15 protein-coding genes are annotated in these 14032 nt (G+C 63.5%); 11 read left to right on the top strand and 4 right to left on the bottom strand.

Features of this window, described 5'->3' with window-relative positions; all coding sequences use genetic code 11:
• Positions 1-61 precede the first annotated feature (61 nt).
• From ACP7BL_RS11555 to ACP7BL_RS11535, 5 genes are all read left to right on the top strand, one after another.
• Positions 62-535 (top strand): hypothetical protein, encoded by a 474-nt coding sequence (locus tag ACP7BL_RS11555; RefSeq protein ID WP_426258378.1) that lies wholly within the window; start codon positions 62-64, stop codon positions 533-535.
• Between the two features lie 24 nt (positions 536-559).
• Positions 560-916 carry a phage holin family protein gene (locus tag ACP7BL_RS11550; protein WP_426258377.1) on the top strand — a complete coding sequence of 119 codons (357 nt, stop codon included), beginning with the start codon at positions 560-562 and terminating at the stop codon, positions 914-916.
• On the top strand, positions 913-1236 hold the full coding sequence (locus ACP7BL_RS11545; RefSeq protein ID WP_426258376.1) for a DUF3618 domain-containing protein: 324 nt from the start codon (positions 913-915) through the stop codon (positions 1234-1236). The genes ACP7BL_RS11550 and ACP7BL_RS11545 overlap by 4 nt, the downstream gene beginning before the upstream one ends.
• Positions 1229-1726 (top strand): hypothetical protein, encoded by a 498-nt coding sequence (locus ACP7BL_RS11540; RefSeq protein ID WP_426258375.1) that lies wholly within the window; start codon positions 1229-1231, stop codon positions 1724-1726. Before ACP7BL_RS11545 ends, ACP7BL_RS11540 begins: the two co-directional genes overlap by 8 nt.
• 80 nt (positions 1727-1806) lie before the next feature.
• Complete coding sequence (locus ACP7BL_RS11535; RefSeq protein WP_010408192.1) at positions 1807-2034, top strand: DUF4170 domain-containing protein; 228 nt, start codon at positions 1807-1809, stop codon at positions 2032-2034.
• A gap of 48 nt (positions 2035-2082) precedes the next feature.
• On the opposite strand, the gene greA is transcribed toward ACP7BL_RS11535, so the two are convergent.
• Both greA and carB read right to left on the bottom strand, forming a co-directional pair.
• Positions 2083-2559, bottom strand: coding sequence for a transcription elongation factor GreA (greA, locus tag ACP7BL_RS11530; protein WP_126845309.1), 477 nt, complete (start codon positions 2557-2559; stop codon positions 2083-2085).
• Positions 2560-2640: 81 nt separating this feature from the next.
• Positions 2641-5976 (bottom strand): carbamoyl-phosphate synthase large subunit, encoded by a 3336-nt coding sequence (carB, locus tag ACP7BL_RS11525; protein WP_426258374.1) that lies wholly within the window; start codon positions 5974-5976, stop codon positions 2641-2643.
• 49 nt (positions 5977-6025) lie between these two features.
• Here carB and ACP7BL_RS11520 point away from each other — a divergent pair, with 49 nt between their 5' ends.
• Positions 6026-6403, top strand: coding sequence for a FitA-like ribbon-helix-helix domain-containing protein (locus ACP7BL_RS11520; RefSeq protein ID WP_185867536.1), 378 nt, complete (start codon positions 6026-6028; stop codon positions 6401-6403).
• Entirely contained in the window at positions 6400-6813 is a 414-nt protein-coding gene (locus ACP7BL_RS11515) for a PIN domain-containing protein (protein WP_185867535.1), read from the top strand. Before ACP7BL_RS11520 ends, ACP7BL_RS11515 begins: the two co-directional genes overlap by 4 nt.
• A gap of 6 nt (positions 6814-6819) precedes the next feature.
• Here ACP7BL_RS11515 and ACP7BL_RS11510 read toward each other — a convergent pair whose 3' ends face one another.
• Both ACP7BL_RS11510 and carA read right to left on the bottom strand, forming a co-directional pair.
• Positions 6820-7179 carry a ribonuclease E inhibitor RraB gene (locus tag ACP7BL_RS11510; RefSeq protein ID WP_126845306.1) on the bottom strand — a complete coding sequence of 120 codons (360 nt, stop codon included), beginning with the start codon at positions 7177-7179 and terminating at the stop codon, positions 6820-6822.
• Positions 7180-7623: 444 nt separating this feature from the next.
• Positions 7624-8901 carry a glutamine-hydrolyzing carbamoyl-phosphate synthase small subunit gene (gene carA, locus ACP7BL_RS11505; protein WP_426258373.1) on the bottom strand — a complete coding sequence of 426 codons (1278 nt, stop codon included), beginning with the start codon at positions 8899-8901 and terminating at the stop codon, positions 7624-7626.
• Between the two features lie 121 nt (positions 8902-9022).
• Between carA and ACP7BL_RS11500 the strand changes: the two genes are divergently transcribed.
• The 4 genes from ACP7BL_RS11500 to rpoD all read left to right on the top strand — a co-directional run bounded on the left by ACP7BL_RS11500 (position 9023) and on the right by rpoD (position 14008).
• Complete coding sequence (locus ACP7BL_RS11500; protein WP_299111725.1) at positions 9023-9475, top strand: GatB/YqeY domain-containing protein; 453 nt, start codon at positions 9023-9025, stop codon at positions 9473-9475.
• Positions 9476-9642: 167 nt separating this feature from the next.
• Positions 9643-10095, top strand: a complete 453-nt coding sequence (locus ACP7BL_RS11495; RefSeq protein WP_137902624.1) for a GIY-YIG nuclease family protein — start codon at positions 9643-9645, stop codon at positions 10093-10095.
• The gene (dnaG, locus tag ACP7BL_RS11490; RefSeq protein WP_299111723.1) at positions 10092-11981 is read left to right on the top strand and encodes a DNA primase; all 1890 of its coding nucleotides are present in this window, start codon (positions 10092-10094) and stop codon (positions 11979-11981) included. The genes ACP7BL_RS11495 and dnaG overlap by 4 nt, the downstream gene beginning before the upstream one ends.
• Complete coding sequence (gene rpoD / locus ACP7BL_RS11485; protein ID WP_299111721.1) at positions 11981-14008, top strand: RNA polymerase sigma factor RpoD; 2028 nt, start codon at positions 11981-11983, stop codon at positions 14006-14008. The genes dnaG and rpoD overlap by 1 nt, the downstream gene beginning before the upstream one ends.
• Positions 14009-14032 lie beyond the last annotated feature (24 nt).

Genomic DNA, 14032 nt, shown 5'->3' with positions numbered 1-14032 from the left:
GGAACCCCGATACGGGCTTGCCGGTTACCTGTCGTAGACACTTCAACGAAGGGCGCTTGTCATGGCTACCACTCCGAACGATACGTCCACTGCGATCCACAAAGCAGAAGCTGCCGTAACCGAAGCCGCGCACGAGACGGCCAAGGCCACCCTCAGCGCGACGCAATTGTTCAAGGACAGCGCCGCCAAGCTCGGCAAGGAAGCCGTCGATCGCGCCAAGACCTATGCCGAGGACGGCAAGGCGCGCGCGGGCGGTGCGCTGGATGAAATCGTGAAAATGATCAACGATGCCGCAGGCACTGTCGATGACAAGCTGGGCGAGCAATATGGCCAATATGCCCGCACCGCTGCGGACAAGGTTGCGGGTTTCTCGGAAGGCCTGAAGGCCAAGGAACTTGACGACTTGATCGAAGACGCGCGCGGCTTCGTGCAGAAGAGCCCGGCGATCGCGATCGGCACCGCAGCTGCGCTTGGCTTCGTGCTGGTACGATTGATCCAGGCGGGCCTTGCCACCGATCATGACAACAAGGCCTGATCCGGCCATACCCGGGGGGCAATGATGGACAGGGGTGAAAACCCGACCGAACAGGAGAGCCTTGCCGCTCTCCTGTCGCGTGTCGTCAGCGACGCAGAGCAAGTGGCGCGCGCCGAAATAGAGCTGCAAAAAGCGAAAGTCGTCGCCAAGATCGACGACGCCCGCAATGCCATCCTGCTGCTGGTCGCCGCGATCGCGATTGCGTCGGTCGCGCTGACGGCATTGGTGCTTGGCGTTTTGCTGGTGCTGGCGCAGCTTATCGGCCCGTTGGCGGCAACTGCGGCGATGGTGTGCTCGCTTGTTGCGCTATCGGCCCTTTTGGGATGGTTTTCGATGCGGCAATTCAAGCGCCTGTTCGGCGCAACCGAGGACCAGGCATGACCGGGCGCGCAATCGGGACTCGGCTGGCGTTGGCCCAGGCCAGCGCCGAGCAAGCGCGCGCGCGCTTGTCGGAAACAATCGGGACGTTGCAGCATCGGGCCAGCCCGCAAGTGCTTGCCCAGGACGTGGCAGAGTCGCTCAAGGCACGCGGCGTCGATGCGGTGCTTGGCGTTGTCGAAAGCGCCCGCCGTCGCCCGGCGCGCTTTGGCGTCGCCGCTGCGGTTATTGGCCTGTGGTTGGCACGCGGCCCATTATTGCGCGCGCTTCGTCGCCCCTCCTCGGCTCGCTCTCTTAAAACACAGGACCACGCCCATGACTGATGCCAAACCCGTGAAACGGACCTCCAAGGCGGTTGCCAGCGTTCGCGAGGCCGCGTCCAAGGCTGTTGCTACCACCGCCACGACAACGCGCGCCGCAACCGATAAGGCGGTTGCCGGGATTGAAGCCAATCCCCTCGCGGTCCTTGGCGGCGGAATTGCAATCGGTCTGCTCGTCGGCGCATTCGTTCCCCGGACTGACGCCGAGCGCAAAATCCTCCGGCCGGTCGGCAAGCGTCTGAACGAAACCGCGCGCGGTGCAGTCGACGCGGCTCGCGACACGGCAAAGGCGGAGCTTGACGTGCTCGGGCTGTCGCGTGATGCGGCGCGCGATCAAGTGGGCAAGCTGCTTGGTGGGGTGATCAAAGCGCTGGCGACGGCCGGCACTGCCGCGCTCGCCGCCAAGGCGGTCGTCGAGCAGCCGCAGCCAGTCGAGGGACAACCGGCGGCCCAGCCTGGCGACACGCCAAAAAACGCTACGTCAGCCGAATAAACCTACCGCAACCAGTTCCCGAATGCGCCGGGCGCTCCTAAGACGAGCGGGAAACCCACGCATTTCGGGAAAGTGATTTTATGAGCAAACTCCACCTCGTTTTCGGCGGTCGCGTCAGCGATCCTCGCGGGCTCGATTTCGACGATCTTGGCTCGATCGATATCGTGGGCGTGTTCCCGGATTACGCGAGCGCCGAAAAGGCCTGGCGCGCGGCGGCACAGCGCACGGTCGATGATGCCGAGATGAAATATGTGGTGGTGCATCTGCACCGCCTGCTGCAGCCAGATTTGCTCGCGCCGGGCGCGTGAAGGCTACGCCCCTCTCCCGCAATGGGAGAGGGGCGTCAGGCAGCGTTTTTAGATGAACTCGATTTTCGAGACGACATAGTAGCGATCGCCCGAGGGGACGGTCACTTCCACCTCGTCCTCAAGCTTGCGCCCAATCAGCGCGCGGCCGAGCGGTGAGTTGTACGAAATGCGACCGCCCTTGGCGTCGGCCTCGGTCTGGCCAACAATCTGATATTTGACAGGCTTGTCGTCTTCGTCGAGCAGCGTAACGGTTGCCCCGAACACGACCTTGTCACCCGACAGGTCGCGCGGGTCGATGACCTGCGCGCGCGAAAGTTTATCCTCGATGTCGCTGATCGAGGCTTCGATCTGGCCCTGACGCTCCTTGGCGGCATGATATTCGGCGTTTTCCGACAAATCGCCATGCGCGCGCGCTTCCTCGATCGCATCGACGATCGTCGGACGCTCCGCCTTAAGCCGTTTCAGGTCCGCAGTGAGCCGCTCATAGCCCTCTTGCAGCATCGGCATCTTTTCGACGGTAGCCATCCCTCTTCGTCCTTCGTCTTCAAAATTCCCCGGTTGGCCGACCCTGCTGGGCCTGCCCGCACGTTGTTCTCATGTGGGGAATTAGGTGTGCGAGTGCGAATAATAGGATTGCAAAGGCCTGACTTCAAGGCTGCGCGTCGAAAGGGCGACAATCGCCAGTGCTGCCTCGACACTGGCGGGGGCTGTCGTGAAGTACGGGATCTTCAACGCCAAGGCCGATCCGCGGATCGGCGAGCTGTCCTTCAGGCTCTGCCAGCCCTCGGTGGTGTTGAAGATCAGATCGATCCCGCCATCCTTGATCCGGTCGACGATATGCGGCCGACCCTGCGCGACCTTGTTGACGCGTTCGACCGCGACACCGTGTGCGGCCAGGTAATCCGCCGTACCACCCGTCGCGACGATGGTGAAGCCATGCGCGGCAAGCGCGCGCACGCCCGGCAGGATCACCGGCTTGTCGCCATCTTTCACGCTGACGAACAAGGCTCCGCTCTTGGGCAGGACAGTGCCCGCGCCCAATTGCGACTTGGCGAAGGCGAGCGTGAAATCGGGATCGATCCCCATCACCTCGCCCGTGCTCTTCATTTCCGGCGACAAGACCGGATCGACGCCGGGGAAGCGGTTGAACGGGAACACCGCTTCCTTGACTGCAAAATAGTCGATGTGGCGATCGACCTTGGGCAAGTCCGCCAGCTTCTCGCCCGCCATCACCCGCGCGGCGATCTTGGCGATCGGCGCACCGATCGCCTTGGCCACAAACGGCACCGTGCGCGAGGCGCGCGGATTGACCTCGATGAGATAGACGAGGCCGTCCTTCACCGCGAACTGGATGTTCATCAATCCGACGACCGACAGCGCCTTGGCCAGCGCGACTGTCTGGCGCTCGATCTCGGCGATGATCGCGTCGGACAGCGAATAAGGCGGGATCGAGCAGGCGCTATCACCGGAGTGCACCCCCGCCTCCTCGATGTGCTGGAGCACGCCGGCCACCGTCACATCGGTGCCGTCGGAAATCGCGTCGACATCGACCTCGATCGCGTCGCGCAGATACTGATCGATCAAAACGGGTGATTCGCCAGAGACTTGCACCGCCGTCTGGATATATTCCTCGAGCTGCGGCCGCCCATCGACGATCTCCATTGCGCGGCCACCGAGCACATAGCTCGGGCGCATCAGCACGGGGTAACCGATGCGCTCGGCCGCAACGATCGCCTCTTCGCGGCTCCGCGCCAAGCCGTTGGCGGGCTGCAACAGGCCGAGCTTGTTGACAAGCGCGGCGAAGCGCTCGCGGTCTTCGGCCAGGTCGATCGCATCGGGGCTGGTGCCAAGGATCGGGATTCCAGCATCCTGCAGCGCCTGCGCGAGGTTGAGCGGGGTTTGGCCACCAAACTGCACGATCACGCCCGCCAGCGTGCCGTTCTGCTGCTCGACATGCAGGATCTCGAGCACGTCTTCGGCGGTCAGCGGTTCGAAATACAACCGGTCGCTGGTGTCGTAGTCGGTCGACACCGTCTCCGGGTTGCAATTGACCATGATCGTTTCGAAGCCGACATCCGCCAGCGCGAAACAGGCGTGGCAGCAGCAATAGTCGAACTCGATCCCCTGCCCGATCCGGTTGGGACCACCGCCAAGGATGACGACCTTCTTCCGATCGGTCGGCTGGCTCTCGCATTCGGGCTCGCCGAAGCTGGGCGCTTCGTAGGTCGAATACATATAGGGCGTCTTGGCGTTGAATTCGGCGGCGCAAGTGTCGATCCGCTTGAACACAGGACGCACGCCGAGCCGGTGGCGTAACGCGCGTACTTCCTGCTCGGTCACGCCACCCGTCATCGCGACGACGGCGTCATGCACCAGGCCCGACCCGCGCGCGACGCCGCGATCCATGCCTTCGCGCAGATTGGCGGATTTGAGCGCGAGATAGGCAAGCCGTTTGTCGCTGAAGCCCATCGCCTTCAGGCGGCGCATCCCCGCCGCCTCGATCGGCAGGCCATTCCGGCACACGTCTTCCTCGGCCGCGACGATTTCGGCGATCCGTTCCAGGAACCACGGATCGTATTTGGCAAGCGCATGAACCTCAGCGACGGTAAAGCCCTCGCGCAAAGCCTGTGCCGCGACCAGCAGCCGGTCGGGCGTGGCCACCGCCAACGCGGCCTCGATTTCCGCCCGTGGTGCGCCGACGAGCCGGTCGACCATGTTGAAGCCGGACAGCCCCGTCTCCAGCCCGCGCAGCGCCTTCTGCATCGATTCATGGATGTTGCGGCCGATCGCCATCACTTCGCCGACCGACTTCATCGCGGTCGACAGCACGGCCTCGGCCCCCTTGAACTTTTCAAAGGCGAAACGCGGAATCTTGGTGACGACATAATCGATCGTCGGTTCGAACGACGCCGGCGTCGCGCCGGTGATGTCGTTCATGATCTCATCGAGCGTATAGCCGACCGCCAGCTTGGCGGCGACCTTAGCGATCGGAAAGCCGGTCGCCTTGGAGGCGAGCGCCGAGGAACGCGACACGCGCGGGTTCATCTCGATCACGATCAGACGGCCGTCCTTGGGGTTGACCGCGAACTGCACGTTCGAGCCGCCCGTCTCGACGCCGATCTCGCGCAGGCACGCGATGCTCGCGTTGCGCATGATCTGATATTCCTTGTCGGTCAGCGTCAGCGCGGGCGCGACGGTGATCGAGTCACCGGTGTGGACGCCCATCGGATCGATATTCTCGATCGAGCAGATTATGATGGCATTGTCGGCGCGGTCGCGCACGACTTCCATCTCATATTCCTTCCAGCCGATCAGCGATTCCTCGATCAGCACTTCGGTGGTCGGCGACAGATCGAGCCCGCGCCGGACGATCTCGAGAAATTCCTCGCGATTATAGGCGATGCCGCCGCCGGTGCCGCCCATGGTGAAGCTGGGGCGGATGATCGCGGGAAGCCCGGTGCGCTCGAGCCCGGCGAGCGCTTCCTCGACGGTGTGGGCGATCGCCGAACGGGCGCTTTCGAGCCCGATCTTGGTCATCGCGTCCTTAAACTTCAGCCGGTCCTCGGCCTTGTCGATCGCCTCGGCATCGGCACCGATCATCTCGACGCCATATTTCTCCAGCGTGCCATCATTGAACAGCGCCAGCGCGGTGTTGAGCGCGGTCTGGCCGCCCATCGTCGGCAGCACCGCATCGGGGCGCTCCTTGGCGATGATCTTGGCGACGATCTCGGGCGTGATCGGCTCGACATAGGTCGCATCGGCCAGCTCGGGATCGGTCATGATCGTCGCCGGGTTCGAATTGACCAGGATGATGCGATAGCCATCCTCCTTCAGCGCCTTGATCGCCTGCGTGCCCGAATAATCGAACTCGCACGCCTGGCCGATGACGATCGGCCCCGCGCCGATGACGAGGATGGACGAGATATCGGTGCGTTTAGGCATTTGACAGCATTGCTTTCATTGAATACATTGATAGCGAAGGAGACGAAAGGTGGCGACGCTTACGGTCCGTAACATTCCCGAAGACGCGAAGCATCGCTTCCGGCAAGTCGCGGCAGCCCATGGGCGCTCGATGGAGGAGCATCTGCGCAACCTCGTAATCGAAGCCGGTTCCGGCGATGCAGGCGGCAGTCATGTCGCCGACGCCCCAACCGCCTTTCGTCACCGACGATCGGGCGAAGAGGTCGTGCGACAGTTGATCGAAGCGGCCGACGGGGTGGGCGACGACCTGCCCGACGCCCGCAAATATGCCGACATCCGCTTCATGACCGCAAAGGATGCGATGGCCGAATTGCGACGGCTGGCCAATGGCGCAAGCCTCGACCTGCCGCCGCCGCTCAACCCCACAATCGAGGCTCCCGAGCTTTGATTCTGGTCGACACCAATGTGTGGAGCGAACTGACCAAGCCGCACGGCGACCCCGCCGTGCTGGCTTGGCTGGAGGCGCATGACGAGGATCTTGCGCTGTCGGTGATGGTGGTGGCGGAAATCCAATATGGCATTGCGCTGCCGGGCGCGGCGCACAAGCGACCGTTCCTCCAGCCGTGGCTGGAAGGGCTGCGGGCGCGCTATTACCACCACACGCTGCGCTTTGAAGACGCGGATGCGGATCATTACGGTCGGATCGCGTCGCTTCCCGAAGTGAAGGCGCGCGAACCGCAAGTGTTCGACATGCTGATCGCCGCGCAGGCGCAATCGCGCGCGATTCCGGTTGCCACGCGAAACACCAAGGATTTCGCGTGGACCGGAGTCGCGCTGATCGATCCGTGGCGGGCGTGACGCCTGTCATTCCGCGCCATCCTCCGCGGTGCAGCCCCAGCCGTCATATTCCACGTCGTAGATCAGTTCGATCTGCAGGCATTTGAGCGTGAGCGCGCGGATCGCATCGTCGTCCGACGTCTGTTCGCGGCCGAGGAACAGGCTGACCTCGCCTTCCTCATCCTCTTCGCGCTCGATCACTTCAAAGCCCAGTTCCTCGGCATCCTCTTCCAGCCGGTCGAGCGCAGGCTCGGTACCGCGGAAGCTGACATCGACCGCACGGACGATCTCGGGCCGATCGCCATTCTCGCGCAGGCTCGCGAGCACATCCTTGTCGGCGGCCCATTCTTCTTCGAGGCGAGCGGGGGAGATTTCTGGGAGGGTCATGCCTTATCCTCGCACTTTGTTTCAATCACTGTGGTCTCACCATATTCAAACTCGAAAACCGGAGATTTCGACATTATTCGAGCACCACGACAACCGGTTGCGGCGTGTCAGAAAACCTCAAAGTCAGCTCTCCGGCATTCTCTCGCAAGCAATTGAGGACATCCAATCGACTGTTTGCGAGATCAACGGCGATCCCATTCCGATCACCGGCAGATTCGGCGACCGCGTTGGCTTTGCATCTTATCATTAGGCCAACTGGACTTTTTGGATCAGGAGGATGTGTTGGCGCGACTGGCTGCGCCATTTGCTCTTGGACGGTGACTCGCTGAGGCTCAATAATCATGTAGCGATGAGCAGGCTCCCGCCAACGAATTGCTTCTACGATAAGCGTCGATGCGCAGACCGCCCCCGCCCCAATCGCCGCCCCAACTAGCCTTTCTTTGTTCACTCCAACATCCCCACAAACTTCTCGAACAGATACAGGCTGTCCTGCGGGCCGGGGCTCGCTTCGGGGTGATATTGCACGCTGAAAGCGGGGCGGTCGGTGAGTTCGATGCCCGCATTGGAACCATCGAACAGCGAGACGTGGGTTTCGCGCGCCGTGGCGGGCAGCGAGTCCCGCTCGACCGCGAAGCCGTGGTTCATCGAGGTGATCTCGACCGCGCCATCGCTGAGGCGCTGCACCGGATGGTTGGCGCCGCGATGCCCCTGGAACATCTTGGTGGTGGTCGCGCCGACCGCGAGCGCGAGCAATTGGTGGCCAAGGCAAATGCCGAACAGTGGCAGCCCCGTGTCGAGCAATTGCTGGATCACCGGTACGGCATAGAAACCCGTCGCGGCGGGATCGCCCGGGCCGTTCGACAGGAAGATGCCATCGGGGGCGAGCGCCATAACCTCGTCAAAGCTCGCGGTGGCGGGCACGACCGAGACATCGGCACCGGCGGCGGCGAGGTTGCGGAAGATGTTGCGCTTGGAGCCGTAATCGATCGCGACGACGTGGGGGCGCTTGGCACTCCCCTCCCGCTCGCGGGAGGGGTTGGGGGAGGGAACGCCATCGGGGGAAAGCGCGTCCTCTGCGGTCAGGCCCTCCCCTAGCCCCTCCCGCGAGCGGGAGGGGAACGAGGTGTCATAGCCTTCGCCCAGCCGCCATATGCCGCCAGCCCAACCATAATGCGTGTTGGTCGTCACCGCGATCGCCAGGTCCATGCCTTCGAGGCCCGGCCACGCTTGCGCCATGGCGAGCAAGGCGGGAATGTCGAACACGCCGTCGGCGGAGTGCGCGATCACCGCATTGGGCGCGCCGCCGCTACGGATTCGGCGGGTGAGCGCGCGCGTGTCGACGCCCGACAGGCCGATTCGCTTGTGCTTGGCCATCCAGGCATCGAGTCGCTCGACGCTGCGGAAATTGCTGGGGCCGGTCACATCCTCGCGCACGATCATGCCGAGCGCGTGGGGATCATCCGCCTCGACGTCATCGGCATTGGCGCCGACATTGCCGATATGCGGGAAGGTGAAGGTGATCATTTGCCCGGCAAAGCTCGGGTCGGTCATGATTTCCTGGTAACCGGTCATCGCGGTGTGGAAACAGACTTCGCCGACCGCGACCCCTTCCGCGCCGAATCCGCGGCCCCACACCACCTCCCCGGTTGCCAGCACCAGAACGCCGGTGGCGCCTTGGGGAGCGATGCTGTTGGACGCAGGCAGAGGTTTGGCGTCGGCCATTGCGGCGGGCACTCCATGAAAAAATTGTCGATGTCGCTAAGCGGCGGGGACTAGGTGCGCGGGGGCGATGCGTCAATCGTATAAAGCCGCTATACCCGCCGACCACCGAAAAGGACGTTCAATGATTCGTGACGACATCAAGGCTGCGCTCATCACCGCGATGAAGGGCGGCGACAAAGCGGGCACCGCGACGCTGCGCCTCGTGCAATCCGCGATCAAGAACCGCGACATCGAAGCGCGCACCGGCAAGGCACCCGAGGATGACGACACGCTGATCGTCGAAGTGCTGCAGAAGATGGTCAAGCAGCGTCGCGAATCGATCGAGATGTTCGTGAAGGGCGGCCGCCAGGAGCTCGCCGATGGCGAAGCCGCCGAAGTCGCGGTGATCGAGACCTTCCTGCCGACGCAGATGGACGAAGCGGCGACGGCGGCCGCGATCGAGGCGATCAAGGCCGAGCTGGGTGCGACGGGCATGAAGGACATGGGCCGCGTGATGGCCGAACTGAAAGCGCGCCACGCGACCACGCTCGACATGAGCAAGGCGAGTGCTGCGGTGAAGGCGGCGCTGGCGTAATGCACGAGGGCGCGGCCTTTCTGCCTCCCCTCCCGCTTGCGGGAGGGGCTGGGGGAGAGAAAGCCCCTTCCCCCCAACCGTTCGTTTCGAGCGAAGTCGAGAAACCTGGCACCCGCCCCCACATGTGACCGCTCGACTCGACCGGAGTCGCTGATGCACACTGCCCCATGGCATTTTGGACCTACATGCTACGATGCTCCGACGGTGCTTATTACACCGGCCATACCGATAACCTCGATCGCCGAATCGGCGAGCACCAGACCGGCGGGCATTGCGATTTCACCTCGCGGCGAATGCCGGTGACGCTTGTGTGGAGCGAGAATTTTCCGAGCCGGATCGAAGCGCTGGAAGCCGAGCGCATCGTGGGCGGCTGGTCGCGGGCGAAGAAGGAAGCGTTGATCGCCGGAGATTGGTCGATGGTGTCGCACTTTGCGCGCCCACCAATGGAGCGTTCGGCCCGCCCGCTCGCGGTCAAACCTTGCCTTGCCCCCTCCCCGTTCGTTTCGAGCGAAGTTGGGAAACCTGCGGTGGTGCCGGGTTTCTCGACTTCGCTCGAAACGAACGGTTTGGTGGATGTTCCCGCCCACAAGCACGCGGGAGGGGAAGAAAAGATCGCATGACCCTCTCCCCGCAATTCCTTGATGAACTGCGCGCGCGGACGTTGCTGTCGGGGCTGATCGGCAAGACGACCAAGCTGCAAAAGGCCGGGCGCGAGTGGCGCGCGTGCTGCCCGTTCCACAATGAGAAGACACCCAGCTTTTACGTCAATGACGACAAGGGCTTCTACCATTGCTTCGGCTGCTCGGCGCATGGCGATGCGATCCGCTGGATGACCGATCAGCGCGGCCTGCCCTTCATGGATGCGGTGAAGGAGCTGGCGCAGGCGGCGGGGATGGAGATGCCCGCGATGGACCCGCGCGCGGCGGAGAAGGCTGAGGCGGCCAAGGGGCTGCATGAAGCCTGCGCCGATGCCGCCACCTGGTTCACCGAGCAACTGAACGGCCTGCCCGGCGCGACCGCGCGCGAGGTGCTGGCCAAGCGCGGGATCAAGGCGGAGACCGCGCGCGCCTTTGGCTTGGGCTTTGCGCCCGATTCGCGCGGTGGGTTGAAGGCGGCGCTGAAGGGCTATGGCGAGCCGTTGCTGGTCGAGGCGGGGCTGTTGATCCAGGTCGAGGACAAGGCGCCCTATGACCGCTTTCGCGGGCGGCTGATGATCCCGATTCGCGATCCGCGCGGGCGCACCGTGGCGTTTGGTGGGCGCATCATTGGCGATGGCGAGCCCAAATATCTGAACTCGCCCGAAACCCCGCTCTTCGACAAGGGGCGCACGCTCTACAATCTCGACAAGGCCGCGCCCGCCACGCGCAAGACCGGGCGCGTGCTGGTGGTCGAGGGCTATATGGACGTGATCGCGCTGGCGCAGGCGGGGTTTGGCGAGGCGGTCGCCCCGCTTGGCACCGCGCTGACCGAGGCGCAGCTCGAGCGGCTGTGGCGGCTGGCCGAGGTGCCGATCCTGTGTTTCGACGGCGATGGCGCGGGGCAAAAGGCGGCTCTGCGCGCCGCGCACCGCGCGCTGCCGTTGCTCGCCCCGGGCCGCAGCCTCGCCTTTGTCACGCTGCCGCAGGGTCAGGACCCGGACGATATGGTCCGCCAGAAGGGCCCCGCCGCGTTCGAGGCACTGCTCAAGACCGCCGAACCGCTGGTCGACCGATTATGGTCGAGCGAACTCGCCGCCGAACCCCTCACCACGCCCGAGCAGAAAGCGGGGCTGAAGCAGCGCCTGAAGGAGCGCGCGGAGAGCATCGCCGATCCCAGCGTGCGCACCGAATATCTGGCGGAATTCCGTCGCCGCTTCGACGCGCTCTATGCGCAGCAGCGCGCGGCGTTCGTGCCGCTCGCGCCGTTTACGCCGCGTCGCGGTGGCGCACGCAAGCCCGGACAGCCATGGAAGGCCCCGCCCGGCCCGGTCGGTGCCGGGGCCAAGCGCCTGCAACAGCATGGCATTGACGGTGTGTTGACCAAACCCGTGCTGGCGGGGCTATTACTGCATCCGAGCGAAATCTGTCGGCATATGGGGGAGTTGGGTCGGCTGCATTTGACCGATCCCGCCCTCGCCCATCTGCTCGATGCGATGATTGATTCGGCCGTCGAACATCAGGCGCTTGATAGTGAGCACCTTCTTACCATATTGGCGGCATCTGGATTTGATATAATCGCGCAAGATTTGCTGCGGGCCGACCAACTCTCGTGTTCGTTTACGCAAAAGGACGCCGACCCCGCCAGGGCACGCGAGGACCTCGACGAGGCGATCGCGATCCTGGTGACTCGGCCGGAAGTGGATGCGGCTTTGGCCGAGGCGACGGCGACGATGCAGGCGAAGTATTCGGATGAAGCATATGAGCGGCAAGTGTCGCTTGTGAATGAACAACAGGCTTTGAACGCGCGACTTGCCAATCTGGTGCAGTCGAACGAAGACGCCAGAGCTTTTAGTACTGAGGGCAATTGATGGCGAAGACGGATATGGCGGACGTGGCGGACACCACCGAGGGTAGCGACGCACCGCTGATCGATTTGAACGACGCGTCGATCAAGAAGGTGATCGCCCGCGCGAAAAAGCGTGGCTACATCACCTACGAGCAACTCAACGAAGCCCTGCCCCAGGGCGAGATGTCGTCGGATCAGATCGAGGACATCAGCGCCGCGCTCAGCGAAATGGGCATCAACATCGTCGAGAATGACGAGCAGGGCGAAGAAGGCGACGAAGCCACCAAGCCCGAGGACGATGACGACGCCGAACCCGTCGACGCTTCCGAAGACCTTGGGCCTGCGCTCGACGTCAAGAAAAAGGAGGTCATCGATCGCACCGATGACCCGGTGCGGATGTACCTGCGCGAAATGGGCGCGGTCGAGCTGCTCAGCCGCGAGGGCGAAATCGCCATCGCCAAGCGGATCGAGGCCGGTCGCGACACGATGATCCTCGGCCTGTGCGAATCACCCATCACCTTCAACGCGATCATCGCCTGGTCGACCGCGCTTAACGAAGGCACGATGCAGCTGCGCGAGATCATGGATCTCGACGCGATGCTGTCGAAGGACCCCGCCCCGGAAGCGCTGGCCGAAGCCGAAGAGGGCGATGGCGAGATTTCCGAAAAGAATGCAGGCCCGTCGTTCAAGGAAGAGGCCGAGCCCGAAGAGCCGTCAGTCGACGAGGATGAGGATGGCGAGCGCCGCACGCCGCGCGCCTCCGACGATGAGGAAGAGGACAACACCCTCAGTCTCGCGCAGATGGAAGAGCAGCTCAAGCCGATCGCGCTGGAACGCTTTGCCAACATCACTGCGCTGTACAAGAAATTCTCCAAGATCCAGCAGGCCCGGCTCGACGCGATGGCGGGCGGCGGCGAACTGTCGAGCAGCGACGAGAAGAAATATCACAAGCTGCGCGAGGAACTGACCGCCGAGGTCGAGAGCGTCCAGTTCCACAATGCCAAGATCGAATATCTGGTCGACCAGCTTTATGCCTTCAACCGGCGCCTGACCGCGCTGGGCGGGCAGATGCTGCGCCTGGCCGAGCGCCACAAGGTGTCGCGCAAGGACTTCCTCGATCGCTATATCGGCCATGAGCTGGACGAACAGTTCCTGCCCTCGGTCGCCAAGCTCGACAAGAAATGGACGGCCTTCGTCACCAACGAAAGCGAAGCCGCCGACCGCATCCGCATGGAAATTTCGGACATCAGCCAGGCGACGGGCATGGCGCTGACCGAGTTCCGCCGCATCGTCAACATGGTGCAAAAGGGCGAGCGCGAGGCGCGCATCGCGAAGAAGGAGATGGTCGAGGCCAATCTCCGCCTCGTGATCTCGATCGCCAAGAAGTACACCAATCGCGGCCTGCAGTTCCTGGATCTCATCCAGGAGGGCAATATCGGCCTGATGAAGGCGGTGGATAAGTTCGAATATCGCCGCGGCTACAAGTTCAGCACCTATGCGACCTGGTGGATCCGCCAGGCAATCACCCGCTCGATTGCCGATCAGGCGCGCACCATCCGTATCCCAGTGCACATGATCGAGACGATCAACAAGCTGGTGCGCACCAGCCGCCAGTTCCTCCACGAGCAGGGCCGCGAGCCCACGCCTGAGGAAATGGCCGAGCGCCTCTCCATGCCACTGGAGAAGGTGCGCAAGGTGATGAAGATCGCCAAGGAGCCGATCAGCCTCGAGACGCCGATCGGCGACGAGGAAGACAGCCATCTCGGCGACTTCATCGAGGACAAGAACGCGATCATCCCGGTCGACGCGGCGATCCAGGCGAACCTCAAGGAAACGGTCACCCGCGTCCTGGCGAGCCTCACCCCGCGCGAAGAGCGTGTGCTGCGCATGCGCTTCGGCATCGGCATGAATACCGATCACACGCTGGAAGAAGTCGGCCAGCAATTCTCGGTGACGCGCGAACGCATCCGCCAGATCGAGGCCAAGGCGCTCCGCAAGCTGAAGCACCCGAGCCGCAGCCGCAAGATGCGCAGCTTCCTCGATCAGTAAGCCAAGGGCCCGGCGGCGCAGGTA

It is taken from the genome of Sphingomonas sp. DC1600-2 (genome assembly GCF_049897605.1).
Lineage (GTDB): Bacteria > Pseudomonadota > Alphaproteobacteria > Sphingomonadales > Sphingomonadaceae > Sphingomonas.
The sequence above is the reverse complement of the archived record's forward strand: the minus strand, read 5'-3'. Positions and strand labels throughout refer to the sequence as shown.